Source organism: Agromyces aerolatus (genome assembly GCF_031432255.1).
Taxonomy (GTDB): Bacteria; Actinomycetota; Actinomycetes; order Actinomycetales; family Microbacteriaceae; genus Agromyces.
In genome coordinates, this window is sequence record NZ_JAVKGQ010000012.1 from 13,000 (window position 1) to 37,033 (window position 24,034).

19 protein-coding genes are annotated in these 24,034 nt (G+C 72.0%); 2 read left to right on the top strand and 17 right to left on the bottom strand.

All coding sequences use genetic code 11. The annotated features are described in order from the left end of the window. Positions 1 to 680: 680 nt before the first annotated feature. The 8 genes from pheT to RH864_RS14240 form a co-directional block, all read right to left on the bottom strand. Positions 681 to 3,203 (bottom strand): phenylalanine--tRNA ligase subunit beta, encoded by a 2,523-nt coding sequence (gene pheT / locus RH864_RS14205; RefSeq protein ID WP_310518217.1) that lies wholly within the window; start codon positions 3,201 to 3,203, stop codon positions 681 to 683. Next, the gene (pheS, locus tag RH864_RS14210; protein WP_310518218.1) at positions 3,204 to 4,244 is read right to left on the bottom strand and encodes a phenylalanine--tRNA ligase subunit alpha; all 1,041 of its coding nucleotides are present in this window, start codon (positions 4,242 to 4,244) and stop codon (positions 3,204 to 3,206) included. Between the two features lie 147 nt (positions 4,245 to 4,391). Then, the gene (locus RH864_RS14215) at positions 4,392 to 5,240 is read right to left on the bottom strand and encodes an amino acid ABC transporter permease (protein ID WP_310518219.1); all 849 of its coding nucleotides are present in this window, start codon (positions 5,238 to 5,240) and stop codon (positions 4,392 to 4,394) included. A gap of 68 nt (positions 5,241 to 5,308) precedes the next feature. Further along, positions 5,309 to 5,959, bottom strand: a complete 651-nt coding sequence (locus RH864_RS14220) for an amino acid ABC transporter permease (RefSeq protein WP_310518220.1) — start codon at positions 5,957 to 5,959, stop codon at positions 5,309 to 5,311. An 80-nt stretch (positions 5,960 to 6,039) separates the two neighbouring features. Then, the gene (locus RH864_RS14225; RefSeq protein ID WP_310518221.1) at positions 6,040 to 6,909 is read right to left on the bottom strand and encodes a glutamate ABC transporter substrate-binding protein; all 870 of its coding nucleotides are present in this window, start codon (positions 6,907 to 6,909) and stop codon (positions 6,040 to 6,042) included. Between the two features lie 85 nt (positions 6,910 to 6,994). Then, positions 6,995 to 7,786, bottom strand: coding sequence for an amino acid ABC transporter ATP-binding protein (locus tag RH864_RS14230; RefSeq protein ID WP_310518222.1), 792 nt, complete (start codon positions 7,784 to 7,786; stop codon positions 6,995 to 6,997). Positions 7,787 to 7,887: 101 nt separating this feature from the next. Next, a complete protein-coding gene (locus RH864_RS14235) occupies positions 7,888 to 8,688 on the bottom strand; it encodes a TrmH family RNA methyltransferase (protein ID WP_310518223.1) in 801 nt (266 codons plus the stop codon). A gap of 65 nt (positions 8,689 to 8,753) precedes the next feature. After that, positions 8,754 to 9,434, bottom strand: coding sequence for a TetR/AcrR family transcriptional regulator (locus RH864_RS14240; protein ID WP_310518224.1), 681 nt, complete (start codon positions 9,432 to 9,434; stop codon positions 8,754 to 8,756). Between the two features lie 83 nt (positions 9,435 to 9,517). Here RH864_RS14240 and RH864_RS14245 point away from each other — a divergent pair, with 83 nt between their 5' ends. Next, complete coding sequence (locus RH864_RS14245) at positions 9,518 to 10,252, top strand: DUF4386 domain-containing protein (RefSeq protein ID WP_310518225.1); 735 nt, start codon at positions 9,518 to 9,520, stop codon at positions 10,250 to 10,252. A 99-nt stretch (positions 10,253 to 10,351) separates the two neighbouring features. On the opposite strand, the gene rplT is transcribed toward RH864_RS14245, so the two are convergent. From rplT to infC, 3 genes are read right to left on the bottom strand one after another with little or no spacing between them, the layout of a single operon-like run. Next, positions 10,352 to 10,738: a 50S ribosomal protein L20 gene (gene rplT, locus RH864_RS14250; RefSeq protein ID WP_310518226.1), complete on the bottom strand. Its 387-nt coding sequence runs from the start codon at positions 10,736 to 10,738 to the stop codon at positions 10,352 to 10,354. A 28-nt stretch (positions 10,739 to 10,766) separates the two neighbouring features. Then, positions 10,767 to 10,961: a 50S ribosomal protein L35 gene (rpmI, locus tag RH864_RS14255; RefSeq protein ID WP_310518227.1), complete on the bottom strand. Its 195-nt coding sequence runs from the start codon at positions 10,959 to 10,961 to the stop codon at positions 10,767 to 10,769. 52 nt (positions 10,962 to 11,013) lie between these two features. After that, positions 11,014 to 11,640, bottom strand: a complete 627-nt coding sequence (gene infC, locus RH864_RS14260; RefSeq protein WP_310518309.1) for a translation initiation factor IF-3 — start codon at positions 11,638 to 11,640, stop codon at positions 11,014 to 11,016. 252 nt (positions 11,641 to 11,892) lie between these two features. Here infC and RH864_RS14265 point away from each other — a divergent pair, with 252 nt between their 5' ends. Then, positions 11,893 to 12,285, top strand: coding sequence for a DUF1844 domain-containing protein (locus tag RH864_RS14265; protein WP_310518228.1), 393 nt, complete (start codon positions 11,893 to 11,895; stop codon positions 12,283 to 12,285). A 25-nt stretch (positions 12,286 to 12,310) separates the two neighbouring features. Here the strand turns inward: RH864_RS14265 and RH864_RS14270 are convergent, their stop codons facing one another. The 6 genes from RH864_RS14270 to priA all read right to left on the bottom strand — a co-directional run bounded on the left by RH864_RS14270 (position 12,311) and on the right by priA (position 23,990). Continuing rightward, positions 12,311 to 15,127, bottom strand: coding sequence for an RHS repeat domain-containing protein (locus RH864_RS14270; RefSeq protein ID WP_310518229.1), 2,817 nt, complete (start codon positions 15,125 to 15,127; stop codon positions 12,311 to 12,313). Positions 15,128 to 15,220: 93 nt separating this feature from the next. Further along, positions 15,221 to 15,997 carry a DNA-formamidopyrimidine glycosylase family protein gene (locus tag RH864_RS14275; protein WP_310518230.1) on the bottom strand — a complete coding sequence of 259 codons (777 nt, stop codon included), beginning with the start codon at positions 15,995 to 15,997 and terminating at the stop codon, positions 15,221 to 15,223. Between the two features lie 17 nt (positions 15,998 to 16,014). After that, positions 16,015 to 20,769, bottom strand: a complete 4,755-nt coding sequence (locus RH864_RS14280) for an Lhr family ATP-dependent helicase (RefSeq protein WP_310518231.1) — start codon at positions 20,767 to 20,769, stop codon at positions 16,015 to 16,017. 67 nt (positions 20,770 to 20,836) lie between these two features. Further along, complete coding sequence (locus RH864_RS14285) at positions 20,837 to 22,267, bottom strand: pyridoxal phosphate-dependent decarboxylase family protein (RefSeq protein WP_310518232.1); 1,431 nt, start codon at positions 22,265 to 22,267, stop codon at positions 20,837 to 20,839. A gap of 147 nt (positions 22,268 to 22,414) precedes the next feature. Further along, positions 22,415 to 23,260: an SseB family protein gene (locus RH864_RS14290; protein WP_310518233.1), complete on the bottom strand. Its 846-nt coding sequence runs from the start codon at positions 23,258 to 23,260 to the stop codon at positions 22,415 to 22,417. Continuing rightward, the gene (gene priA / locus RH864_RS14295; protein WP_310518234.1) at positions 23,244 to 23,990 is read right to left on the bottom strand and encodes a bifunctional 1-(5-phosphoribosyl)-5-((5-phosphoribosylamino)methylideneamino)imidazole-4-carboxamide isomerase/phosphoribosylanthranilate isomerase PriA; all 747 of its coding nucleotides are present in this window, start codon (positions 23,988 to 23,990) and stop codon (positions 23,244 to 23,246) included. Before priA ends, RH864_RS14290 begins: the two co-directional genes overlap by 17 nt. Positions 23,991 to 24,034 lie beyond the last annotated feature (44 nt).

Genomic DNA, 24,034 nt, shown 5'->3' on the forward strand with positions numbered 1-24,034 from the left:
TGCACCACCCGCGCCACCCTGCACCACCCGCGCCAGCGGGCACCTTCCGCGCCAGGCACAACCGTCGCGCCCGGCGCAGTACGTCAGAGATGGCGCGGAAGGAGCCGCACGCCCGCGGCCGGCTTCTCGCACGCGCCGACTCCGACCAACCGCGCCATACTGCACCAACCGCGCCAGCTGATACCGTCCGCGCCACCCTGCACCACCCGCGCCACCCTGCACCACCCGCGCCAGCGGGCACCTTCCGCGCCAGCGGTTACCCACCCGCGCCACCCTGCACCAACCGCGCCCGCGAGTACCACCCGCGCCAGGCACGACCGTCGCGCCCGGCGCGGTACGTCAGAGATGGCGCGGAACGAGCCGCACGCCTGCGGCCGGCTTCGCGCACGCGCTCACTCCCATCACCCGCGCCATCCTCAGCCACCCGCGCCAGCTGGTACCGTCCGCGCCGCCCTGCTCCACCGCTGCCAGATGGTACCAACTGCGCCACACTGCTCCACCCGCGCCAGCGGGCACCAACTGCGCCAGGTGCGACGGTCGCACCGGGCGCGCTGCGTCAGAGATGGCGCGGCAGGCGGCCGTGCGGCGGTGAGGGCGGTGGTCCGGCTCGCCGGGCGCGGTACGTCAGAGGTGGCGCGGCTGGCGAACGTGGGGTGACGAGGACCGTGGTCCGGGTGGCGTCACTCGCGGATGGTGGCGCCGAAGCGCTCGGCGGCCACGGCCGCGCCCGCGAGCTTCGCCTCGGACGCCTCGGCCGCGGTGAGCGTGCGGTCGGCGGCGCGGAAGCGCAGCGCGAACGTGAGGCTCTTCGCGTCGTCCGGCACACCTTGGCCGCGGTAGTCGTCGACCAGCTCGATGTGCTCGAGCAGCTCCCCGGCCCCCTCGACGACCGCCGCACGCACCTCGCCCGCGGGCGTCTCGCGCGGCACGACCAGCGACAGGTCCTGCGTGGCGGCGGGATACGTGGCGATCGAGCGCGCCTCGACCGGACGGTCGCCCGCGACGATCACGGCGTCGAGGTCGAGCTCGGCGACGGCGACGACGCGCGGCAGGTCGGCATCGGCGGCGATCGCCGGGTGCAGCTCGCCCGCGAACCCGACGGTCTGCCCGCCGATCCGCAGCTCGGCGGTGCGCCCGGGGTGCAGCGCCGCGTGCGTGCCCTGCACGACCTCGATCTCGACCCCCGTCGCGAGCGCGATGCGGCGCACGTGGTCGAGCGCGTCGGCGAGGCCGGCCGGTTCGGCCGCCTGGCCCGGCGCCTTGCGCACGGCGTTGCCGAGCAGCAGCACGCCGACGTGCCGCGGCTGCGGCGGGATGCCCGCCTGCAGCTCCGCCAGCTGGTCGGCGGTCGGCAGCGCACCGCCCGCGGGCAGCTCGGGAGATCCGTACGCGCGATCGACGTCGGGCGTGAACACGAGCCCCACCTCGAACAGGTCGAGGTCGGTGAACCCGCGCGACAGGTTGCGTCGCGCGATCTCGACGAGCCCGGGCAGCAGCGTCCGCCGCAGGAATGGCGCCGAGGCATCCAGCGCGTTGGCGACCTTCACCTGCGCGACCGGCGCGCCGTCGACGCTGCCGTACCGCTGGTTCAGTTCGTCGCTGACGAAGGGGAACGCGAGCACCTCGGTCGCGCCGGCCGCCGCGAGGACGTCGGCGGTCTGCTTCCTGAGCCGCTGCGAACGGGTGAGCCCGCGACCGGGAGGCGCGACCGGGAGCACCGACGGGATGCGATGGTACCCGACGAGCCTCGCGACCTCTTCGACGAGCTCGGCCTTGCCGGTGAGGTCGGGCCGCCAGGTCGGCGGGACGACCTCGAAGCCGGCCTCCGTGCGGGTGACGTGCCCGCCGATCTCGGCCAGGGCGTCGTGCACCTCGGACTCGGTGTACTCGATGCCGATGAGCTGTGCGGCGTATCCGTGCGGCAGCAGGATGGCCTCGCGCACAGCGTCGTCCGCGATGAGCGAGCCGCCGTCGTCGGGCGTGCCGCCCGCGAGGTCGGCCATGAGCTGCGCGACGCGTGCCGCGGCCGCGGGCGCGATCCGCGGGTCGACGCCGCGTTCGTAGCGCTTCGACGCCTCGCTCGGCAGCTTGTGCCGGCGCGCGGTGCGCGCGATCGACACGGGGTCGAAGTTCGCGGCCTCGATGAGCACGTTGCGCGTCTCGCCGCTCATCTCGGTCTCGGCCCCGCCCATGACGCCCGCGAGGCCGATGCCGCCGCGATCGTCGGTGATGAGCAGGTCTTCGACGTGCAGCGCGCGGTCCTTGCCGTCGAGCGTCGTGAGCCGCTCGCCCTCGTGTGCGCGGCGCACGACGATGCCGCCGCGCAGCCGGTCGAGGTCGTAGCCGTGGATCGGCTGGCCGGTCTCGAGCATCACGTAGTTGGTGATGTCGACGAGCACCGACAGCGAGCGGATCCCCGCGAGCTTGAGCCGCGCCACCATCCAGGGCGGCGTGGGCCGCGACGGGTCGACGCCGCGCACGACGCGGGTCGCGAACGCCGACGAGCCGACGCGCCCGCGGATCGGCGCGTCATCGGCGATGGTCACCGGGAACCCGTCGACGGATGCCTCGGCCGCGGCCTGCTCGACCGGATCACGGAACGCCGCGCCGGTCGCGTGCGCGTACTCGCGCGCGACGCCGCGGATCGAGAACGCGTAGCCGCGGTCGGGCGTGACGTTGATCTCGACGGCGGCGTCGTTGAGTCCGAGCAGCTCGATCGCGTCGGTGCCGACGGGCGCCTCGACGCCGAGCGTCGAGAGCCGCAGGATGCCGTCGTGGTCCTCGCCGAGCCCGAGCTCGCGTGCCGACGCGATCATGCCGTCGGAGACGTGGCCGTACGTCTTGCGCGCCGCGATCGGGAACGGCCCGGGCAGCACCGCGCCCGGCAGGGTCACGACGACCTGGTCGCCCACGAAGAAGTTGCTCGCGCCGCACACGATGCCGTGCACGGCGTCGCCGCCGTCGGCGGCCTGCTCGCCGTCGGGTGCGACGCGCACCTGGCACCAGCGGATGGTCTTGCCGTTGGACTGCGGCTCCTCGACGAAGTCGAGGACCTCGCCGACGACGATCGGGCCGGAGACCTCGAACGTGTGCACGTCTTCCTCTTCGAGGCCGACCTTCACGAGGGCGGCGTGCACGTCTTCGGGCGTGGTGCCCGGGACGAGTTCGACGTATTCAGCGAGCCAGCTGAGGGGCACGCGCATTTAGACCACCATTCCGAACTGCTGGGAGAACCGCACATCGCCCTCGGCCATGTCGCGCATGTCCTGGACGTCGTTGCGCAACATGAGCCCGCGCTCGACGCCCATGCCGAACGCGAAGCCCGAGTACACGTCGGGGTCGATGCCGGCTGAGCGGAGCACGTTCGGGTGCACCATGCCGCAGCCGCCCCATTCGATCCAGCGTGCGCCGCCCTTGAACGTCGGATGCCAGAAGTCGAGCTCGGCGCTGGGCTCGGTGAACGGGAAGAAGCTCGGCCGCAGACGCACCTGCGCCTCGTCGCCGAAGATGGCCTTCACGAAGTGGTCGAGCGTGCCCTTGAGGTGGGCCATGGTGAGGCCCTTGTCGACCGCGAGGCCCTCGAACTGCATGAACACGGGCAGGTGCGTCGCGTCGAACTCGTCCGTGCGGTAGACCCGACCGGGGGCGAGCACGTAGATCGGCACCTCGCGGTCGAGCATCGAGCGCACCTGCACCGGGCTCGTGTGCGTGCGCAGCACGAGGTGCGCCTCGGGCGGGTCGACGAAGAACGTGTCCTGCATGGCGCGCGCCGGGTGGTCGGCGTCGAAGTTCAGTGCGTCGAAGTTGAACCACTCGCTCTCGACCTCGGGACCTTCGGCGATCTCCCAGCCCATGCCGGTGAACACGTCGGACACCCGGTCTTGCAACAGGCTCAGCGGATGCCGCCCGCTGGGCATGATCCGGGACGGCAGCGCCGTCACGTCGACCGCCTCAGCGGCGAGACGCGCCTCGGCCTCGGCGGCGACGATCTCGGCCTCGCGTGCGGCGAACGCCTGGTTCACGCGGCCCCTGGCGCCGCCCACGAGCTTGCCGAGCGCGGCCTTCTGCTCATTGGGCACGTTGCGCAGCTGCGCGTTCAGCTGTGCGAGCGCCGACTTCTCGCCCGTGTGCTCGGCACCGACGGCCTTCAGCGCGGCGGAGTCGGAGGTCTGTTCGATCGCGACGAGCGCCGCATCGACCGCCGCCTGAACAGCAGGCTCAGTGATCTGGGTGTCTTCTGGCACGAGCACCGAGTCTACCGGCCATCCGCTGGTCGAGGTGCGAGCGCCAGCGAGCGTATCGAGACCCGGTGGGCCGCTCTCGAGACCGGGTCACGGGGTCTCGATACGCGTGCTCGTTCCTCGCTCGCTCCTCGACCAGCGGGGGCGGGGTCAGCGTCTCGCCTCTCCCCCACGCGCCTCCGCCGTGGCATCCGCCACCAGGATCGCCTGACTCGCGTCGTCCGCGTTCGTGACCTTGCCGGGCCGGAACCGGCGGTCGCCGCGCTTGGCGAGCCAGCGCGCGAACCACGACAGCGCGAGGTTCATGATCAGGTACAGCACGAACGCGACGCACCACAGCGTGAACAGGTACCGGTTGCCGTAGAAGCTGCCGAGGTTGTTCAGCGTGACGCGCAGCAGCTCCTGATACCCGACGATGTAGCCGAGGGAGGTGTCCTTCAGCAGGACGACGAGCTGCGCGACGATGATCGGCAGCATCTGCCGGAAGGCCTGCGGGAACTCCACGACCATCTTCGACTGCAGCGGGCGCATGCCGAGGCTGAGCGCGGCCTCGCGTTGTCCGCGCGGCAGGGAGGCGAGGCCCGCGCGGAGCGCCTCGCCGATGAGCGCGCCGTTGTACACGGCCAGCGCGGCGACGACCGCCCAGTACTGGCCGGTGCCCGCGACGAGCAGGATGAACAGCATCATGAGCAGGACGGGCATGCCGCGGAAGAACTCGATGACGATCGCCGTCGGGATGCGCACCCACGCGATCGTCGAGCTGCGCGCGAGCGCGAGCAGCACACCGAGGATGATCGCGAGCACCGCGGCCACGATCGCCGCCCGCAGCGTGTTCCACACGCCCGTGAAGATCACGAACGACCAGAACTCGGGGTCGGCGATGATGTCCCAGCGACTCGGGTCGAACATGCCGGGCAGGGTGATGCCGCCCGACTCGCGCGGCGTGTTGAGGATCACGATCCCCCAGCCGACGAGGCCGATGAGGATCACCCCGCTCACCCACGAGAGGATGGCCGAGAGTCGACGCGCGCGAGGACCGGGCGCGTCGAAGAGGACGCCGGCGCCGCTCATCGCTGCACCACCCACTTCCGCTCGAGCTGGGTCGCGAGGAAGCCCAGCGGAACCGTGATGATGAGATAGAACACGGCGACGCCGATCAGGATCGCGATCACCGCGTTGCCGTTCGCGTTCGCGAGCGTGCGGCCGACGCCGAACAGCTCGGCCACGAACCCGACACCGCCCACGACCGACGTGTTCTTCGCGAGCGCGATGAACACGTTGATGAGCGGCGGGATGGTCATGCGGAACGCCTGCGGGAACACGATCAGCGAGATCGTCTGCGCGAACCCGAGCCCGAGGCTGCGGGCCGCCTCGGCCTGCCCGATGGGCACGCCGTTGATGCCCGAGCGCAGCGCCTCGGCCACGAACGGCGACGTGTAGACCGCGAGCGCGATGAAGCCCGAGAGGATGAACGGCACGCGCGGCCCGAGCAGCGGCACGATGACCACCGCGAAGATCACGACGAGGGTGAGCGGCGTGTTCCTGATGATCTCGGTGTAGACCGTGGCGATGCCGCGCAGCGTCGCGATCGGCGAGATGCGCATCGCGGCGACGATGGTGCCGAGCACCAGCGCGCCGAGGCCGCCGACCAGGAGCAGCAGCAGCGTGACGCCGAAGCCCTCGAGGTAGAGCGGGAGATTCGCGATGACGACGTCCACGCACGTCCTTTCAGTGGATGCTGGCTCTCAGCGGAGAGGATGCTCCGGCCGGGCCCGTGCCCGGCCGGAGCATCCGTCGGTCAGTTCTCGTAACGGTCGACGGCCGGCGGCTCGACGAAGGGCAGGATCGTGCCCGCGGTCTTGTCCCAGGCCTCCTCGTACGTGCCGTCCTCGTACGACTCCTCGAGCACGTCGTTGATCCACATGCGGAAGTCGGTGTCGTCGAGCGCGAGCCCGATGCCGTACGGCTCCTGCGTGAACGGCTCGCCGACGACCTTGAACTCGCCCTCGTTCTGGGCGGCGAGGCCCGCGAGGATCACGTTGTCGGTCGACACCGCGACGACCTGCCCGTTGCGGAGCGGCTCGAGGCAGTTCGAGTAGGTGTCGGTCTCGAGCACCTGGGCGCCGAGCTCCTTCAGGTTCGCGGCGGGCGTCGAGCCCGTGACCGAGCAGACCGGCTGGCCGACGAGGTCGTCTTCGCTCTCGATGGTGTCGTTGTCGGCGAGGGTCAGGATCGACTGACCGGCCATGTAGTACGGCCCGGCGAACGAGACGACCTCTTTGCGGGTGTCGTTGATGGTGTACGTGGCGATGACGATGTCGACCTGGCCGTTCTCGATGAACGGTTCGCGGTTGGCCGAGACCGTCTCGACCCACTCGATGTTCTCGGGCGCGATGCCGAGCTTGCCGGCGATGATCTTGCCGATCTCGACGTCGAAGCCCTCGGGGTCGCCCGACGGGCCGACGAGGCCGAACAGCGGCTGGTCGAACTTGGTGCCGATCGTGATCGAGCCGGCCTCGCTGAGCTCGGCCATGGTCGTGCCGGACTCGAACTCCGGCGTCTCCTCGACCGTGGGCTCTGCGCTGTCGCCGCCGCCGCCGGCACAGCCGGCGAGCACGAGCGCCGCCGCGGCCGTCGCCGCGAGGATGCCGATTCTGCTGCGTTTCATTTCTCTGCCTCTTTCTCTTCCGCAAGGCTCAGTCTGTTGACTGGCTCAGATGGGGTTCGCACGGCTCGTGGCCGTGCCGAACGGGTCAGTGTTCGAGGATCTTGCTGAGGAAGTCCTTCGCGCGGTCGGACTTCGGGTGGTCGAAGAACTCGATGGGCGGCGCCTCCTCGACGATGCGGCCGTCGGCCATGAACAGCACGCGGTCTGCGGCTTTCCGCGCGAACCCCATCTCGTGGGTGACCACGATCATGGTCATGCCCTGCTCCGCGAGGCCGACCATGACGTCGAGGACCTCGTTGATCATCTCGGGGTCGAGCGCGCTGGTGGGCTCGTCCATGAGGATCAGCTTCGGGTTCATCGCGAGCGAGCGCGCGATGGCGACGCGCTGCTGCTGGCCGCCCGAGAGCTGGGACGGCAGCTTCTTCGCCTGGTTCGCGACGCCGACCCGCTCGAGCAGCTCCATCGCCCGGGCGTCGGCGTCCTTGCGAGACATCCGCTTGACTCTGGTGGGCGCGAGCGTGACGTTCTCGAGCACGGTCTTGTGCGCGAAGAGGTTGAACGACTGGAAGACCATGCCGACGTCGGCGCGCAGCTTCGCGAGCCCGGCGCCCTCTTCGGGGAGGCGCTGGCCGTCGATCGTGATGGTGCCCGAGTCGATCGTCTCGAGCCGGTTGATGGCGCGGCACAGCGTCGACTTGCCGGATCCGGACGGGCCGATCACGACGACGACCTCACCGCGGTTGACGACCGTGTTGATGTCGTTGAGCACGTGCAGCTCGCCGAAGTGCTTGTCGACGTGATCGATCACGACGAGCGGCTCGCCCCGGCGGACCGAGATGTTGGACGTCGCCGGCGCGGCCTCAGAAGATTCGGGCATACCCCCCAAACTAGGGAGGACGGATGGCTCACGCCACCGGCTTGCGGACGCGGTTACCTTTTCGTGACCAGAGAAGCCCAGCTCCGCTGCACGGAGTGCGGTCAGCTTCGCTGCGCGAAGGCGCTCTCGTACAGGCAGACGGATGCGGCGGTGGCGAGGTTCATCGATTCCGCGTGTCCGTAGATGGGGACGGTGACGACGCGGTCCGCGAGCGCGAGCTGCTCGTCGGGGAGCCCCCGGGCCTCGTTTCCGAACAGCCACGCGGTCGGCCGGGCGAGCACGCCGTCGGTGCGGACCGTGAGCAGATCCTCGCCCTTGACGTCGGCGGCGAGCACCGTGAGGCCGGCCGCACGCGCGCGCTCGAGCACGTCGTCGAGATCGGCCCCCACGGCGACGGGGAGGTGGAAGATCGACCCGGTCGACGAGCGCACGACCTTGGGGTTGTAGAGGTCGACCGCGCGGCCCGAGAAGATGACAGCGTCGGCGCCGGCCGCGTCGGCCGCGCGCACGATGGTGCCCGCGTTGCCGGGGTCGCGTACCTCTTCGAGGATCGCGACGAGCTTCGGCTGTGCGGCGAACACGTCTTTGACCGCGGTCGGGAACTGGTGGCACACCGCGACGAAGCCCTGCGGGGTGACCGTGTCGGCCATCGAGTCGAGCACCTCTTCGGTGACGAACTCGACGTCCACGCCCGCGTCGACCGCGGTCTCGGCGATGTCGGTGTAGCGTTCGAGCGCGGTCGGCGTGGCGTACAGCTCGACGACGAGCTGCGGCCGGAACGTGAGCGCCTCGGCCACGGCCTGCGGGCCCTCGAGCAGGAACAGTCCGCTCTCGGCGCGCGCCGCCTTCTTCGCGAGCTTCGCGACGGCACGCACGCGGGGCGAACGCGGGTTCTCGAGCATGCGCTCAGTCTAGAGACGACGGATGCCTCGCGGCCGGCGCCGCGCGCGGCGCGTCCGCGGCCCGCTCAGCCGGTACGCCAGGTGGGACGAAGTCGTTCGATACCGTCGAGGATCAGCTCCAGGCCGGTCTCGAACTCGTCGTCGTGGTCGTACCCCGCCTGCGCGAGCTCGGTCACGACCTCGACGAGGTACGGGAACGCCGCCGCGGCCTCGGGCGGCACCGACTCCATGTGCTGCGCCGCCACCTCGCCCGACTGCGCGGGCGTCTCGAACGGCAGCGTGTGCTCCTGAAGCGCGAACCCGTACACGTACGCGTCGAGCACGGTCGTCACGTGCACGGTCGTGCGGAACGAGAATCCGGACTCGCGGAGGCATCCCATCATCGCGTTGTGCTGGCGGAGGTTGGCCGGGCCCGGCCGCATCCGCGCCTCCATCAGCCCGATCGCCCAACGGTGGCGGCGAAGCGCCTCGCGCAGCGACACCGTGCGCGCTCGCATGCCCTGGCGCCACGGTGCACCGATCCTGGGCGGTTCGACCTCGGACCAGACCAGGTCGACCATGCCGTCGAGCAGTTCGTCCTTGTTCGCGACGTGCTTGTACAGCGCCATGGGCACGACGCCGAGCTCGTGGGCGAGCGATCGCATCGAGAGCTGGTCGAGGCCGGCCTGGTCGGCTCGCGCGACGGCGGCGACGACCACCTGGGTGCGATCCAGGCGTGCGCGCGGTGCGTCGGATGCAGGGGTCACGTCGCCTCCTTGACAGGTGTACAGCGTACACCTATGCTCACCTCATCAGGTGTACGCCGTACACCCTACCCGAAAGGCCGCCCATGAACCGCTCTCCGCGCCGCCTGCTCATCGCCGGCCTGCTCTTCGCCCTGACCTTCGTCTCCGCCATCGTGGGCGCGGCGCTGTACGTCCCGGTGCTGACCGACCCCGGATACGTGCTCGGCCCGGGCGCCGACGGCGTCGTGATCGCGGGCGCGCTGTGCGAGCTCGTACTCATCGCGGCCAACATTGGCACCGCCCTGGCCCTCTTCCCCATGCTCCGGCGCGCGAGCGAGCCGCTCGCCCTCGGCTACGTCGCCGCACGCCTCGTCGAGTGCACGTTCATCGCCGTCGGCATCCTGAGTGTGCTCACGATCGTGACCCTGCGCTCAGGCCCGACCGCTGCCGACCCCGGCGCGCTCATCGGCACGAGCGCCGCGCTCGTCGCGCTGCACGACTGGACGTTCCTGCTCGGCCCAGGGTTCGTCGTCGGCATCGGCAACGGCCTCATGCTCGGGTTCCTCATGTGGCGCGCGCGGCTCATGCCGGCCTGGCTCTGCGTCGTCGCGATGATCGGCGGCCCGATCCTCACGGTGTCGGGCGTCGCGGTCATGTTCGGGGGATACGAGCAGACGTCGGTCTGGTCGGGCCTCGCGACGTTGCCCGAGATCGTGTGGGAGGCGTCGCTCGCCATCCTGCTCACCGTCCGGGGCATCCGTGCCATGCGCGAATCTCGCCGCGCGGGCGCGGCGACGCCGGCAATGCAGACGCCCGCGATCCCGAACGGTGGCCGCTGAGACATCCGCCCGCTCACCGAGAAGCCTGCGACGCCGACGGGAACGCGAACGGCCCGGCACCCGCTGATGCGGGTGCCGGGCCGTTCGGGGCGAAGCTGCTTACGCGGCGTTCTTCGGGGCCGACGTGTCGGCGGGCAGCGCCTGCTTGGCGGTCTCGACGAGCGCGGCGAACGTCGCGGGCTCGTTCACCGCGAGCTCGGCGAGGATGCGACGGTCGACCTCGACGCCGGCCAGGTTCAGACCCTGGATGAGGCGGTTGTAGGTGAGGCCGTTCGCACGCGAGGCCGCGTTGATGCGCTGGATCCAGAGACGACGGAAGTCGCCCTTCTTGGCGCGGCGGTCGTTGTACGAGTAGACGAGCGAGTGGGTGACCTGCTCCTTCGCCTTGCGGTAGAGGCGCGACCGCTGACCGCGGTAGCCCTCGGCACGCTCGAGGATGACCCGACGCTTCTTGTGGGCGTTGACCGCCCGCTTCACTCTTGCCATGTCTGATTCTTCCTAACGGTTCCGCGGCTCAGTGGCCGAGCAGCTTCTTGACGACCTTGGCGTCGGGAGCCGACAGCACCTTGTCCTGGTTCAGGCGGGCCTTGCGCTTCGAGGCCTTGACCTCGAGGTTGTGGCGCATTCCGGCCTGCTGCTTCTTGATCTTGCCGCTGCCGGTGATCTTGAAGCGCTTCTTGGACCCGGAGTGGGTCTTCTGCTTCGGCATCTCGTTGTTCTCCTTGGTTCTGCCGCCACCGCGGGGGTGACAGACGGGGGTGCTAGGCCTGGCCCTCGGTGGACTCGGCCGCCTGCGGCTCGGCCTCGGCCTCGGCTTGCGCCTCGGGCCGTGCCTTCGCCGCAGCACGTTGTGCGTTCGCCTCGGCTTTGGCCTCGGACTTGTTCTTCAGAGGGGCGATGACCATGACCATGTTGCGGCCGTCGATCGTGGGGTTGTGCTCGACCGTGCCGAACTCGGCCACGTCTTCCGCGAAGCGCTGCAGCAGCCGGACGCCCATCTCGGGACGCGACTGCTCGCGGCCACGGAACAGGATCATCGCCTTGACCTTGTCGCCCGACTTCAGGAAGCCGACGGCGCGCTTCATCTTGGTCTCGTAGTCGTGCTTGTCGATCTTGAGGCGGAACCGCACCTCTTTGAGGATGGTGTTCGCCTGGTTGCGCCGGGCCTCTTTCGCCTTCTGCGCAGCCTCGTACTTGTACTTGCCGTAGTCCATGATCTTGACGACCGGCGGACGAGAGTTCGGGGCGACCTCGACGAGATCGAGCTCGGCCTCCTGCGCCAGGCGCATGGCCACCTCGATCTTCACGACGCCGACCTGCTCTCCGCCAGGACCCACGAGGCGGACCTCGGGGACGCGGATACGGTCATTGGTACGCGGATCGCTGATGCGTGTCTCCTCTACTCGAACTGCTTCGCTCGTTCGGGAGACGGATGCCGCCCGACGTTCGAGAGCGGAGATCCACACAGTGCACGCGCGAACTCGTCGCATGGCTTCTGCGGCACCCTGCCTACCCCATGCCGTACGGCCTGGGGCGGAGTGCAAGACCCGGTAACCTTGATGAAGCGGTATGCGCGGGTGGGAGGTTCTCCACTTTCGTACCGGGGACAAGCCCCGGAGCCCCAGGAAGTCTAGCAGAGGATGTCTGTGAGCAGTAGTTCAGGCGAGTCCACCCCCCAGTCGGCCGACGAGACGCCCGTCGAGTCCCACGTCGACGAGGCCACGCGCGACATCGCCGAGGTGCCCGCGGTCGAGGTGATCACGACCGCGTCGGTGCACCTGATGAGCGCCGCGGCCGTGAAGGTCGGGCTGGCCGACAACCCCGAGGAGCAGACCGACCTCGACGAGGCCCGCAAGCTCATCAACGCGCTCGCTGGACTCATCACCGCGGGGGCGCCCGAGATCAGCGACATGCACGCGCGGAGCCTCCGTGACGGTCTGCGGTCGCTGCAACTCGCGTTCCGCGAGGCGAGCGTCATCCCCGACGCTATCGGCCAGGGGCCCGGCGAGAAGTGGACCGGGCCGGTCACCTGACCTGTTCGTCCGCCCCACACATCGGTCAGTAGCGGGGCAGGCTCTTGACGGCGGCATCGATGTTCGTGAGCTGGGCGATGAGTTCGTTGAGGCTGTAGGCGGGCACCGGCGGCTCCGGGTCCTCCTTGGTCGCCGGGAGACGTCCGGGGAGTGCGGGCGAGTCTTTCGCGCTCTTCAGCTCGTCGATGGCTTTTCCCAGGTGCTTGCTGATCCGCTCGAGCTGAGCGTTCAGGCCGACGATCCTCGAACCGAGGTCGGCGCCCCATTCCAGGACGTCCCGCCGAGCTTTCACTACCGTCGGCACATAGGACCGTATGCTCCGCTGCGCCTTGAGTACTTCCCGCCCGGCCTTCAGGAGCTGACCTTGCAGGGCATACCCCGTGGTGTCCAACTCGCGTCCCCCGAAGATGCGCGTTTCGAGCGTCGAGATGGCGAGAAGGAGCGGGGAAGCCGGCTGTCCGTCGCGCACTCGGAACTGGTCCAGGATCATGCCGAACGGGCTGTCGGCCGACGGCTTCGGCACGGCCGATCCGGCCCCGCTGACGGGACCGGTATGGAGCATCGCCGTGTCCTCGAATCGCTTTCGCGCGGCTTCGAGCTGGACCGCCTTGACCTCGGCATCTGTGCCGAATGCGATGGTCCAGCGATCGGGGTTCGCCCGTTTCAAGGCGCCGCCGATCCCGAACGCGGTCCCGACGACGGCGAGCCCGATGCCCACGCCGAGCGCCACATCATCCGACATGAACGTCGTGTCGTTCACCACCGACCACGCTTCGACGGCGGTGAACGCGGCGTCGGCGACGCCGAAGACCGCGCCGGCCACACCGAACGCACCGAGGCTCACGCCGCCGGTCGCGAGCGCGAGCACGCCGAACGCTGCGGCGAGCGCGGCGTATCCTGCGAGCCCGACGGCGACCCAGTCCGTGACCGCGTCGCGGCCCGAGGGGTCGACCATCATGACCGGGTTGGCGTTCGCGTAGCCGTACACGGTGTGCAGCTGCGCGGTGTCGCGGCTCGTGAACGTCATGAGCGCCGGGTCGTACGTGCGGACCCGCAGGAACTGGCTGCCGTCGGCGTGCGTGTACTCCCCCGCGTAGCCGAACGGGTTGCATTCGACGCCGGCGGCGGCCGCGCCGCCCGACCCCGCGCGCACCGCCTGCACGCCGTCGTCGCTGTACGCGTATCCCGTCACGACCCGGCCCTCGGCATCGGTGACCTCGGTCACATTGCCGTGCCGGTCGGTCGCGGAGTACGCCGTCTCGGGCGTGCCGTCTCCGCGCTCGACCGTGCGCGCGTGGCGGTTCACGCCGAGCAGGTACGACGCAGCACCCCCGGCCGAGTGCGTCTCGTTGAGGAGGGTCGCGCCGTCCCAGTAGAACGTCGTGCGCCCCGAGGCATCCGCCAGCTGCCGGCGTGTGCCGTCGGCCCAGTGGGCCGTCTCGATCGTCGCGCCGTCGGCGGTGGTCTGGCTGACCTGCCGGTTCGCCGCATCCCAGACGTAGGTGCTGCCGTCGGCGGCGCGGGTGATCCGGCCGAGCTCGTCGTACGCCATGCGCTCCTGCACGGTGCGTCTCGCACCGGCCTGATCGACCGACGTGACGGAGATCTCGGTGGGCTCGACCGGTCGAAGCGGATCCACCGGCTCGTCCGATCCGGGAAACCCGAACGACTGCTCGTGGACGAGACGCTCCCCGGATCGCGTCGCCACGCTCACGGCGCGGCCGGTCATCAGCTGACGGTCGTCGAATGCCGACGTGACCCGGGTCTTGCCATCGGTCACGACCGTCGAATAGTCGTCAGCCGGGCCCGAGCCGTCACCGACGCCGGGCCAACCCGACACGGCGCCCACACCGCCAACCGGCTCCCACTCCCGCACACTGAGCTCTGTGCCGGCCGGGTCGTGGGTTCGGACCGCTGCGACGCGCGCCACGCCATCGGGTGCCTCGTGCCAGGTGAGGGTCGTCGTCGCGCCCGAGGCGGTCGTGAGATGAGCCACCCGCCCGGCACGGTCGTACCCGACCCGGGTGCTGCCGCCGGCCGGATCGACCACCCGATCCACGCGCCCGCCGTCGAGCGCGATCCGCCACTCGCCGCCGGCGCCGGAACCGGCTTCAGGAGCGGTGACGTTCGCACCCGGCCGCACGATGACCTCCGACGGGTCCGACCAGTCGATCGTGGTGGCGAGGCCGTCGGGGTCCACCATCGCCAGCAGCCGGTGCCCGTCGCCCTCCGCCCAGCGCCAGTCGGTTCGAGCGTCGGAAGCGGTCACCCGTGCGACGGGATCGCCGTGTGCGTTGAAATAGGTCCGTGCCCCGCCGGTCTCGTGCAGGACGTAGGCGTACCCGACCGCCGGCCCGCCGTCACGTCCGTCGAGCGCGGCGCCGGGTTCGGCGACCTGGAACCGCACATCCGCCGACGGGTAGCCGCGCAGCCCCGACGGGTGCGAGTCGTCGACCTCGAACATGCCGCCGGACGCGGGAAAGACCTGGACCCCACCGCGGACACCCACCGAGGCGAGCGGCAGCCCCCAGCCGGGCCCGAAGCCCGACCGGTCGGTTCGGATCGCCCGGGAGTCCCAGCCGAGCGCGAGCGTGCCGGCCGCGACGCCGAACCGGACCGACCCGTCGGCCTCGCCGATGACCGCCTCGAGCCCGTCCCCCAGCGCCAGCGTGCCGAGCTCGGCCGTCGCCGGCCCGGGCTCGGGTGCGGCGGCCCAGACCGGTGAGGCGGACACCGACAGGATCGCCGCGCACAGCACGCCGATCATCCCACGACGGAGCACCGCCGGCCCCGCAGCCCGCGAGCCCGACGAGAGCGTAGTGCGCTGACCTGAATCCAGCATGCGACGATGCAATCCGCAACCCATAGTGTTTCAGTATACATTTCGGCTCACGGGCGCTCCGAGGCCTGGGGATGGGTCCGCGAACTCCCCCGCTCACCGCTGGCAGTGCGGGCACCACCACGTCTCACGAAGCTCGAGCTCGTTGCGGCCGAGCCGGCCGTGCTCGATGGTCGTGCCGCACCGGCGGCACGGTTCGCCGCCACGGCCGTAGACCCAGAGCCGGTTGCCGGGGCGGGTGTCGCCCGTCGTGGTGCGACCCGAGCGGTCGCGGTTGGCGATGATCATGCGCCGGGCGACGTCGACGGCGGGTGTGAGCTCGACGTCACGCACCGGCCGGGTCGGCAGGATGCCCCGGACGAAACAGACCTCGTTGACGAACACGTTGCCGAGCCCCGCGAGATTGCGTTGCTCGGCGAGCGCGACGGCGATCGGCGCGTCGGGGTGCGCCTCGAGGCGGCGCACCGCCTCGGCGAAGTCCCAGTCGGGGCCGAGCAGGTCGGGGCCGAGGTAAGCCATGCGGTCGGCCTCTTCGGCGGCGGGGAACACCTCGAGCACGCCGAGGTCGAAGCCCACGGCGACCGCGCCCTCGACCTCGATGACCGCGCGGGCCTGGAACTCGGGGCGGCCCCAGCGGCGTCCCGGCCGGGAGACGCGCCACTCCCCCTCCATCTTGAGGTGGGAGTGGACGACAACGTCGCCGATGCGCATGAGCAGGTGCTTACCGCGGCTCGCGACACCGTGCACGGTCTCGCCCGCGAGATCGACGGTCGCGTACGCCGGCACCCGGAAGTCGGAGCGCACGACCGTCTTGCCCGCGAGGGCGGTGTCGAGCTCCCGCGCCGAGCGGTAGACGGTGTCTCCCTCAGGCATGGCAGGGACCGGTCAGGTCAGCCGCGCGCATCGAACCTCAGCCCCCGCGGCGTCTCGCGGAACCCCGCGGCACGCAGCGCGTGACCGAACGGGGTGCCGAACACCGGCTGACCGCCGACCTCCTCGATGCGCACCCGGTCGGCGCGCCCGCGCCGCAGCGTGTCGATGAGCGCGGTCGCTGCGGCGCCGAGCACCGCCTCGTCGTCGGTGAACACGAGCGCCGTGCGGCCGCCGCGCTCGAGATAGCACACGGCCTCGCCGTCGACGATCGCGACGAAGGCGCCGGCCTTGCGCGCCGGCCGGTGGCCGCCCTCGCCGGTGTCGGGCCAGTCGAGTGCGGCCCCGAACGGGTTGGCGGGGTCGGTGGCCGCGAGCGCGAGCGCCTCGCCCTTGGGCGCCGAACGCAGCCGGTCGACCGCCGAGCCCGTGGCGAACTGGGCGCCGCCCTGGCCCTCGATGAAGTAGCCCCGCCGAGCCCGGCCCGAGTCCTCGAACCCGGAGAGCGCGCGGTACGCGAGCGCGAACCCGCCGAGGATGCCCTCGGCGACGACGGATCCGCGCGTCACGACGCCGTAGCGTTCGAGCAGCGTCTCGCCGAGCGCGTGCGCACGCGGCGTCGCGGCCGTGCTCGCGAGCGGGAGCACCGACCACCGGCCGGCCGCCCTCGGCGGGTTGGCGGCCGCGCGCGCGGCGCGCTCGCCCTGGACCGAGGCCGCCATGGCGCGGCGGGTCAGCGATCGACCGCGGAGCCTGGCCCGCGGCGCCGGCGCCTGCGTCTTGTGCGCACCGCCGTGCGCCAGCAGCCCGCGCACGGGCGCGAACGTGTCGTTGGTGATGAGCCCGGCCCACACGAGCCGCCAGAGCGCGTCGAGCACGGCGCCGTCGTCGTCGGCGTTGACGGACTCGACGAGCTGTCGGAAGAAGTAGCCGCCCCCGCCGCCGAGCACGGCGAGCAGCTCGGTCTCGAGCGGGTCGAGCGCACCGGCGGGCGGCACTTGCATGGTCAGCGGTGCCGTCTCGGCGAGATGCAGCCCGATCCATCCGTCGTCGCCCGCGAGCGAGCCCTGCCCGGCCCAGAGCACCTCGCCCGACGCGGTGAGCTCGTCGAGCAGACCCGGACGGTAGTCGTCGACCCGCGCGGGCAGCACGTAGGACTCCCACGCCGACGCCGGGATGCGCGCGCCCTCGAGCTGCTCGATCACGGCCGCGACGCCGTCGACGCCTCTGAGCCGGCCGCCGATGTGCTGCCAGCCCGGCAGGAACCTCGCGAACTCGCGCGGCTCGACCGGCTCGACCTCGTTGCGGAGTGCGGCGAGCGATCGCCGGCGGATGCGTCGCAGCACACCCACGTCGCACCATTCCACGCCCGCGCCGTGCGGCAGGAACTCGCCCTCGACGACGCGCCGCTCCGCGGCGAGCCGCGCGAGCGCCGAGCCCGCGATCGCGGTGCCGATGCCGAAGCGCTGGGCGACCTGCGCCGCCGTGAACGGGCCGTGCGTGCGCGCGTACCGGCTCACGAGGTCGCCGAGCGGGTCGGTGACGCCCTCTTCGAAGACCTCGGGCAGGCCGGGCGGGATCGGCACGCCGAGCGCGTCGCGGAGCCGCGACACGTCTTCGACCGTGACGACCCAGTCGCGGCCCGCGAAGCGCACGCGCGCAGCACGCCGCGCGGCCACGAGCTCGTCGACCGCGGCCGCGGGGCCGGTCTCGGCGCTGACGCGTTCGGCGACCTCGGCGGGTTCGAGCGGGCCGAGATCGCGCAGCAGGTCGGCCACGCCCTCGACGTCTCGGGCCGCGCGGTCTTCGGTGAGCCGCTGCAACTGCTGCTCGGTCTCGGTGACGACCTCGGGGTCGAGCAGCTCGCGCAGCTCGACCGTGCCCAGCAACTCGGCGAGCAGCGCGGGGTCGAGCGAGAGCGCGGCCGCCCGGCGTTCGGCGAGCGGCGCGTCGCCCTCGTACATGAACGCGCCGACGTAGCCGAAGAGCAGGCTCGAGGCGAACGGGCTCGGCGACTCGGTCGCGACCTCGACGACGCGCAGCTCACGCCGTTCGAGGCGCTCGGCGAGCCGCGTGAGCGCCGGCAGGTCGTAGACGTCTTGCAGGCACTCGCGAACGGCCTCGAGCACGATCGGGAAGTCGGGGTAGTCGCGCGCGACCTCGAGCAGCTGCGACGCGCGCTGGCGCTGCTGCCAGAGCGGTGACCGTTTGCCGGGATTGGTCTTCGGCAGGATCAGCGCACGCGCGGCGCACTCGCGGAACCGCGAGGCGAACAGCGCGGACCCGCCGACGTGCTCGGTGACCAGCTGGGCGAGCTCGGCCGGCTCGAACACGAACAGGTCGCTCCCGGGCGGCTCGTCGCCCGTGTCGGGCATGCGCAGCACGATGCCGTCGTCGCTCGCGACGGCGTTGGCGTCGACGCCCGACGTCTCCTGGATGCGGGCGCCCACGGCGAGCGCCCACGGCGCGTGCACGCGCATGCCGTACGGCGAGTGCAGCACGATGCGCCAGTCGCCGAGCTCGTCGCGGAAGCGCTCGACCACGAGGGTGCCGCCGTCGGGCACGACGGTCGTTGCCCGGCGCTGGTCTTCGATGAACGCGACCAGGTTCTTGGCGGCGAGCTCGTCGAGTCCCGCGTCGCGGCTCCGCGCGAGCGCGGGCTCGCCCGGCTCGTCGGCGAGCACCTTGATGAACTCGCCGATCGCCGCGCCGAGCTCGGCCGGCCGGCCGATGCCGTCGCCCTTCCAGAACGGAAGCCGCCCCGGCTCACCGGCCGCGGGCGCGACGAGCACCCGGTCGTGCGTGATCTCTTGAATGCGCCAGCTCGTGGCGCCGAGCGCGAAGACGTCGCCGACGCGTGACTCGTAGACCATCTCCTCGTCGAGCTCGCCGACCCGGCGCCCCGGCCCGGCCTCGCCGATCATGAAGACGCCGAACAGCCCGCGGTCGGGGATCGTGCCGCCGCTCGTGACGGCCAGCCGCTGCGCGCCACGCCGCCCGACGAACGTACCCGCGTCGCGGTCCCACACGATCCGCGGTCGCAGCTCGCCGAACCGGTCGGACGGATAGCGGCCCGCGAGCAGGTCGAGCGTGGCCTCGAACGCCGAACGCGGCAGCGCGGCGAACGGCGCGGCGCGGCGGACGAGCTCGAACCACTGCTCAACCTCCCATTCGTCGACCGCGGAGGCCGCGATGGTCTGCTGGGCGAGCACGTCGAGCGGGTTCGCGGGGATACGCAGCGCCTCGATGGCGCCCGCGAGCATGCGCTCGGCGGCGACGGCGGAGTGCAGCACGTCGGCCCGGTGCTTCGGGAATATGACTCCCTTCGAGACCTCGCCCACCTGGTGGCCGGCCCGCCCGATCCGCTGCAGGCCGCTCGCCACGGAGGGCGGCGACTCGACCTGCATCACGAGGTCGACGGCGCCCATGTCGATGCCGAGCTCGAGGCTCGAGGTCGCGACCACGCAGCGGAGCCGGCCCGACTTCAGGTCGGCCTCGACGAGCGCACGCTCCTCTTTCGACACCGAGCCGTGATGCGAGCGCGCGATGACGGGTGCCGCGCCGCCCGTGATGCCCGAGGCGCCGACGGCCTCGGCCGCGTACCGCCGCGGCGCCGCCGGCAGGCCGGTCGCCGGCGCATCGGCGAGCGCGACCTCGCCGCCGAGGTCACCGGGCGCGCGATCACCCGCCGCGCGCTCACCGGCGACCACGAGCTCCTCCGCGCGCTCACCACCGACGGGCTCGTCCGCGACCTCGCTCTCGGCCGCAGGCCCGACCTCCGCGACCTCAGTCTGCCGCTCCTCCCACAGCTCATTCAGACGGGCCGTGAGCCGCTCGGCGAGACGCCTCGAGTTCGCGAACACGATGGTGGACCGGTGCCGCAGCACCTCGTCGAGGATCGCGTCCTCGACGTGCGGCCACACCGAGCCCGTGCCCGACTCGCCGGCCAGGTCGGAGAGGTCTTCGACGGGCACGCGCACCGACAGGTTGAACCGCTTGCCCGAAGGCGGCGCCACGATCGTGACCGGCCGGGTGCCCGCGAGGAAGCGCGCGACCTCTTCGTGCGGGCGGACGGTCGCGGAGAGCCCGACCCGCTGCACGGGCGCGCCGACGAGCGCGTCGAGCCGCTCGAGCGAGATCGCGAGGTGCGAGCCGCGTTTGGTGCCGGCGAGCGCGTGGATCTCGTCGATGATGACGGTCTCGACCCCGCGCAGCGTCTCGCGCGCGGCCGAGGTCAGCATGAGGAACAGCGACTCGGGCGTCGTGATGAGGATGTCGGGCGGGTTCGTGACGAGTCGCCGCCGCTCGGCGGGCGGCGTGTCGCCCGACCGCACGCCCACCGACACCTCGGGTGGCTCCGCTCCCTGGGCCTGCGCGGTGCGCGCGATGCCCACGAGCGGGGCCCGCAGGTTGCGTTCGACGTCGACGCCGAGCGCCTTGAGCGGCGACAGGTAGAGCACGCGCGTCGACCTGGGCGCGTCGGCGGGCGCGGCTGCGCCGGCCGGTGGGGCTGTGCCGGTCGGTGCGGCTGCGGCGGTCGGTGCGGATGCTTCGGCCGACACCTCACCCGTCGCGCCCGCCTCGGCGTGCAGCCCGTCGATCGCCCAGAGGAATGCCGCGAGCGTCTTGCCGGACCCGGTCGGGGCGACCACGAGGGCGTGCTCGCCGCGCGAGATCGCCTCCCAGGCGCCGGTCTGCACGGTCGTCGGCTCGGCGAACGACTCGGTGAACCACGCCCGGGTCGCGGGCGAGAACGCCGCGAGGGCCTCGGTCATGCTCCCATTGAACCGGATGCCACCGACACGGCGCCGGGCTTGCCCGCGCGCGGGCCGGGGGCTACGGTCACCGCCCGGCCCTGAGCTCCTCGATCGCGCGGGCGACGAGGGCGACCGTGCGGCGTGCCTCCGAGGCATCCGTCTGCCAGTTGCTGACCGAGAACCGCACGATCGCGCGGTCGTGCCAGCGCGAGGTCATCGCGAGGACCTCGCCGCCGCGCCACAGGCGCTCGCTCAACCCGGTCGTGGCGGCATCGTCCTCGAGCGCGATCGACACCTGCGTGAACACGACCTCGTTCAGCACCTCGACCCCCGGGATGGCCGCGAGCCCATCGGCGATCGTCCGCGCCGACCCCGCGAGCCGCTCGACGAGCTCGCCGACCCCGCGCCGGCCGAGCGTGCGGAGCACCGCCCAGGTCGGCACGCCGCGCGCCCGCCGCGACAGCTCGGGCGCCTTCTCGTGCGGGTCCGCGCCGACGCCCGGCGCCATCAGATAGCTCGCGTGCATGCTGAGCGCGCGCCGCATGGCGGCCTCGTCGCGCACGATCGAGATGCCGCAGTCGTACGGCACATTGAGCGTCTTGTGCGCATCGGTCGACCAGGAGTCCGCGGTCTCGAGCCCGTCGACGAGCGACGCGAACCGAGGGGATGCCGCGGCCCACAGCCCGAACGCACCGTCGACGTGCACCCACGCGCCCGCACGGTGCGCGACCTCGACCGCCGGGCCGAACGCATCGAACGCCCCGGAGTGGATGTTGCCGGCCTGCAGCACCACGAGCGCCGGCCCCTCGCCCGCGGCGAGGGTCTCGGCGAGCGCGTCGACCAGGATCCGCCCCTCGCGGTCGGCGGCCACCTCGATCGGCGCGCCGAGCCCGAGGTAGCGGGCGGCGAGGTCGACCGTGCCGTGGCGTTCGGCGCCCACGACGAGGCGCACCTTCGGCCCGCCCGCGAGGCCGTCGACCGCGACGTCCCACCCGGCCCGGCGCAGCACCTCGTCGCGCCCAGCCGCCATCGCCGAGAACTGCGCCATGGTCGCGCCCGTCACGAAGCCCACCGCGCTCTCGGCCGGGAGGCCGAGCAGCTGCAGCAGCCACGCGCCCGCAAGCTCCTCGGCCGCGACCGTGCCCGGGGTGGCGTTCCGCATCCCGGAGTTCTGGTCCCAGGCCGACACCAGCCAGTCGGCGGCCAGCCCCGCGGGCTGCGTGCCGCCCATCACCCAGCCGTAGAAGCGCGGCGAGCCGATCGCGAGCAGCCCGGGCTCGACCGCGTCGGCCAGCCGCTCGATCGTGTCGATCGCGGGAGCACCCTCGTCGGGCAGCTCACGTCCCAGCGCCTGGGTGACCTCGTCGACCGTGGCCCGCGGCGGGATCGGCCGCTCGCGCACGGTGTCGAGCCAGGCCTTCGCCCGGCCCGCGGCAGAGCTCAGGACCTCGTCGTAGCGGTCCGGCCGGTCCCCGGCACCCAGCCGGGTGCTCCGGGTTCGCGGTTGCTCGAGCATGTCGCACCTCGCGTCTCGCGCGCACGGGTCGCGCTGCCACGATCATGCGCCTGCGATCGGTGCGCGTCAACGGCGGACGGCACGCCCGGCGCCGACGGCGCGGGTCAGGCAGGCGCGCGTAGGCCAGCGCACGTAGGCCAGTGCGCGTCAGGCCGACGGCCCGCCCACGAGCTTCACGGCGAGCGAGTCGACCCCGGTCGCGATGCGGTCGTCCTCGGCCCAGCGCCGGGCGAGGCGCGCGGTCGTCGCGTCGAGCTCCTGGCGCGTGAGCCCAGCGATCAGGGTCAATCGCACGACGAGCTCGGGGCCGGCGAGCCGGGCGCGCGGGTCGCCCGCGATCAGCTCGACGCCGAGCACGGCGAGCTCCGACCCGATCGAGCGCTCGAACGCGTCGGCGATCTCGGCCGCCTCGAACGGCGGCTGCCACGGCAGCGACCGCGCGACGGCCCACACCGCCGGCCGGCGCAGCACGAACTCGGTCGGCGACCCGGGGTCGAGCACCACGAGGTCGGTGCCGTCGTCGGCCGCGGCCAGAGCCACGCGGACGCCGTCGGCCGGCACCGGCCGCGCGAGCGGGTTCCAGCGGCTCATCGCCTCCACCGAGCCGAACACCGGAAGCACCTTGCGCCCGTCGGGCCCCGCGACCGTGACGATCGAGAGCTCCTGGCTCTTGTCGACGCGGAGCCCGTGCGGGCCCGCGTCATCGGCGTCATCCCCGTCGCCGCCGTCGCCGAGCTCGGCGACGAGCGGGATCAGCAGCCGCGCGCCCGCGAACGCCCTGACGACCTCGGTCTGTCCGCCGTCGCCCGCCGCGAACCGTTCGAGCGCGGCGGCGAGCTCGGCCGGCATGCGTCCGTCGTCCGCGGCGTGCGGGTTCGAGTGGAACGAACGTCCCGCCCACGGCTGTCCGGCCGAGTCCGCGACGTTCGAGTCGGCCGTGCCCCCGCCGCTCGAGGAGGGACCGGCCGGGCCCGGCTCAGCGCCCTGCGACATCCAGTGCCTCGGCCAGCGTGAACGCGCCGGCGTAGAGCGCCTTGCCGACGATCGTGCCCTCGAGCCCCATCGGCACGAGCTCGCGCAGCGCGGCGATGTCGTCGAGGTTCGAGACGCCACCGGACGCCACGACGGGGCGGTGCGTGCGATCCATGATGCGCCGCAGGAGATCGAGGTTCGGGCCCTGGAGCGTGCCGTCCTTGGTGACGTCGGTCACCACGTACCGCGCGGCGCCCGCCTCCTCGAGGCGTTCCATGACCTGCCAGAGGTTGCCGCCGTCCTGGGTCCAGCCGCGAGCCGCGAGCGTCTCGCCACGCACGTCGAGGCCGACCGCGATCGCCTCACCGTACTGGGCGATGACCGACGCCGCCCACTCGGGGTTCTCGAGCGCGGCCGTGCCGAGGTTGATGCGCTTGGCGCCGATCTCGAGCGCGTGCTCGAGCGACGCGTCGTCGCGAATGCCGCCCGAGAGCTCGACGTTGACGCCGCGCACCTGGCGGATGACCTTCTTCAGGATCGCGCCGTTCGACCCGCGCCCGAATGCGGCGTCGAGGTCGACCAGGTGGATCCACTCGGCGCCCTGATCGGCCCAGTCCACGGCGGCGTCGACCGGGTCGCCGTAGTTCGTCTCGGTGCCCGCCTCGCCCTTGGTCAGCCGGACGGCCTTGCCGCCCGCGACGTCAACCGCCGGAAGCAGCACCAGGCGCGGGGTCTTGTTGAACTCACTCATCACTGTCCTCGAATATGGGGGCCGCATTCGCGGTGTTCGGCACA

What these genes read in the sequence shown, in the direction of transcription:
- pheT (WP_310518217.1), bottom strand. Translation starts at nt 3,203, where the DNA reads ATGCGCGTGCCCCTCAGCTGGCTCGCTGAATACGTCGAACTCGTCCCG.
- RH864_RS14225 (WP_310518221.1), bottom strand. Translation starts at nt 6,909, where the DNA reads ATGAAACGCAGCAGAATCGGCATCCTCGCGGCGACGGCCGCGGCGGCG.
- RH864_RS14230 (WP_310518222.1), bottom strand. Translation starts at nt 7,786, where the DNA reads ATGCCCGAATCTTCTGAGGCCGCGCCGGCGACGTCCAACATCTCGGTC.
- RH864_RS14235 (WP_310518223.1), bottom strand. Translation starts at nt 8,688, where the DNA reads ATGCTCGAGAACCCGCGTTCGCCCCGCGTGCGTGCCGTCGCGAAGCTC.
- RH864_RS14245 (WP_310518225.1), top strand. Translation starts at nt 9,518, where the DNA reads ATGAACCGCTCTCCGCGCCGCCTGCTCATCGCCGGCCTGCTCTTCGCC.
- rplT (WP_310518226.1), bottom strand. Translation starts at nt 10,738, where the DNA reads ATGGCAAGAGTGAAGCGGGCGGTCAACGCCCACAAGAAGCGTCGGGTC.
- rpmI (WP_310518227.1), bottom strand. Translation starts at nt 10,961, where the DNA reads ATGCCGAAGCAGAAGACCCACTCCGGGTCCAAGAAGCGCTTCAAGATC.
- RH864_RS14265 (WP_310518228.1), top strand. Translation starts at nt 11,893, where the DNA reads ATGTCTGTGAGCAGTAGTTCAGGCGAGTCCACCCCCCAGTCGGCCGAC.
- RH864_RS14270 (WP_310518229.1), bottom strand. Translation starts at nt 15,127, where the DNA reads ATGCTGGATTCAGGTCAGCGCACTACGCTCTCGTCGGGCTCGCGGGCT.
- RH864_RS14275 (WP_310518230.1), bottom strand. Translation starts at nt 15,997, where the DNA reads ATGCCTGAGGGAGACACCGTCTACCGCTCGGCGCGGGAGCTCGACACC.
- RH864_RS14280 (WP_310518231.1), bottom strand. Translation starts at nt 20,769, where the DNA reads ATGACCGAGGCCCTCGCGGCGTTCTCGCCCGCGACCCGGGCGTGGTTC.
- RH864_RS14285 (WP_310518232.1), bottom strand. Translation starts at nt 22,267, where the DNA reads ATGCTCGAGCAACCGCGAACCCGGAGCACCCGGCTGGGTGCCGGGGAC.
- RH864_RS14290 (WP_310518233.1), bottom strand. Translation starts at nt 23,260, where the DNA reads ATGTCGCAGGGCGCTGAGCCGGGCCCGGCCGGTCCCTCCTCGAGCGGC.
- priA (WP_310518234.1), bottom strand. Translation starts at nt 23,990, where the DNA reads ATGAGTGAGTTCAACAAGACCCCGCGCCTGGTGCTGCTTCCGGCGGTT.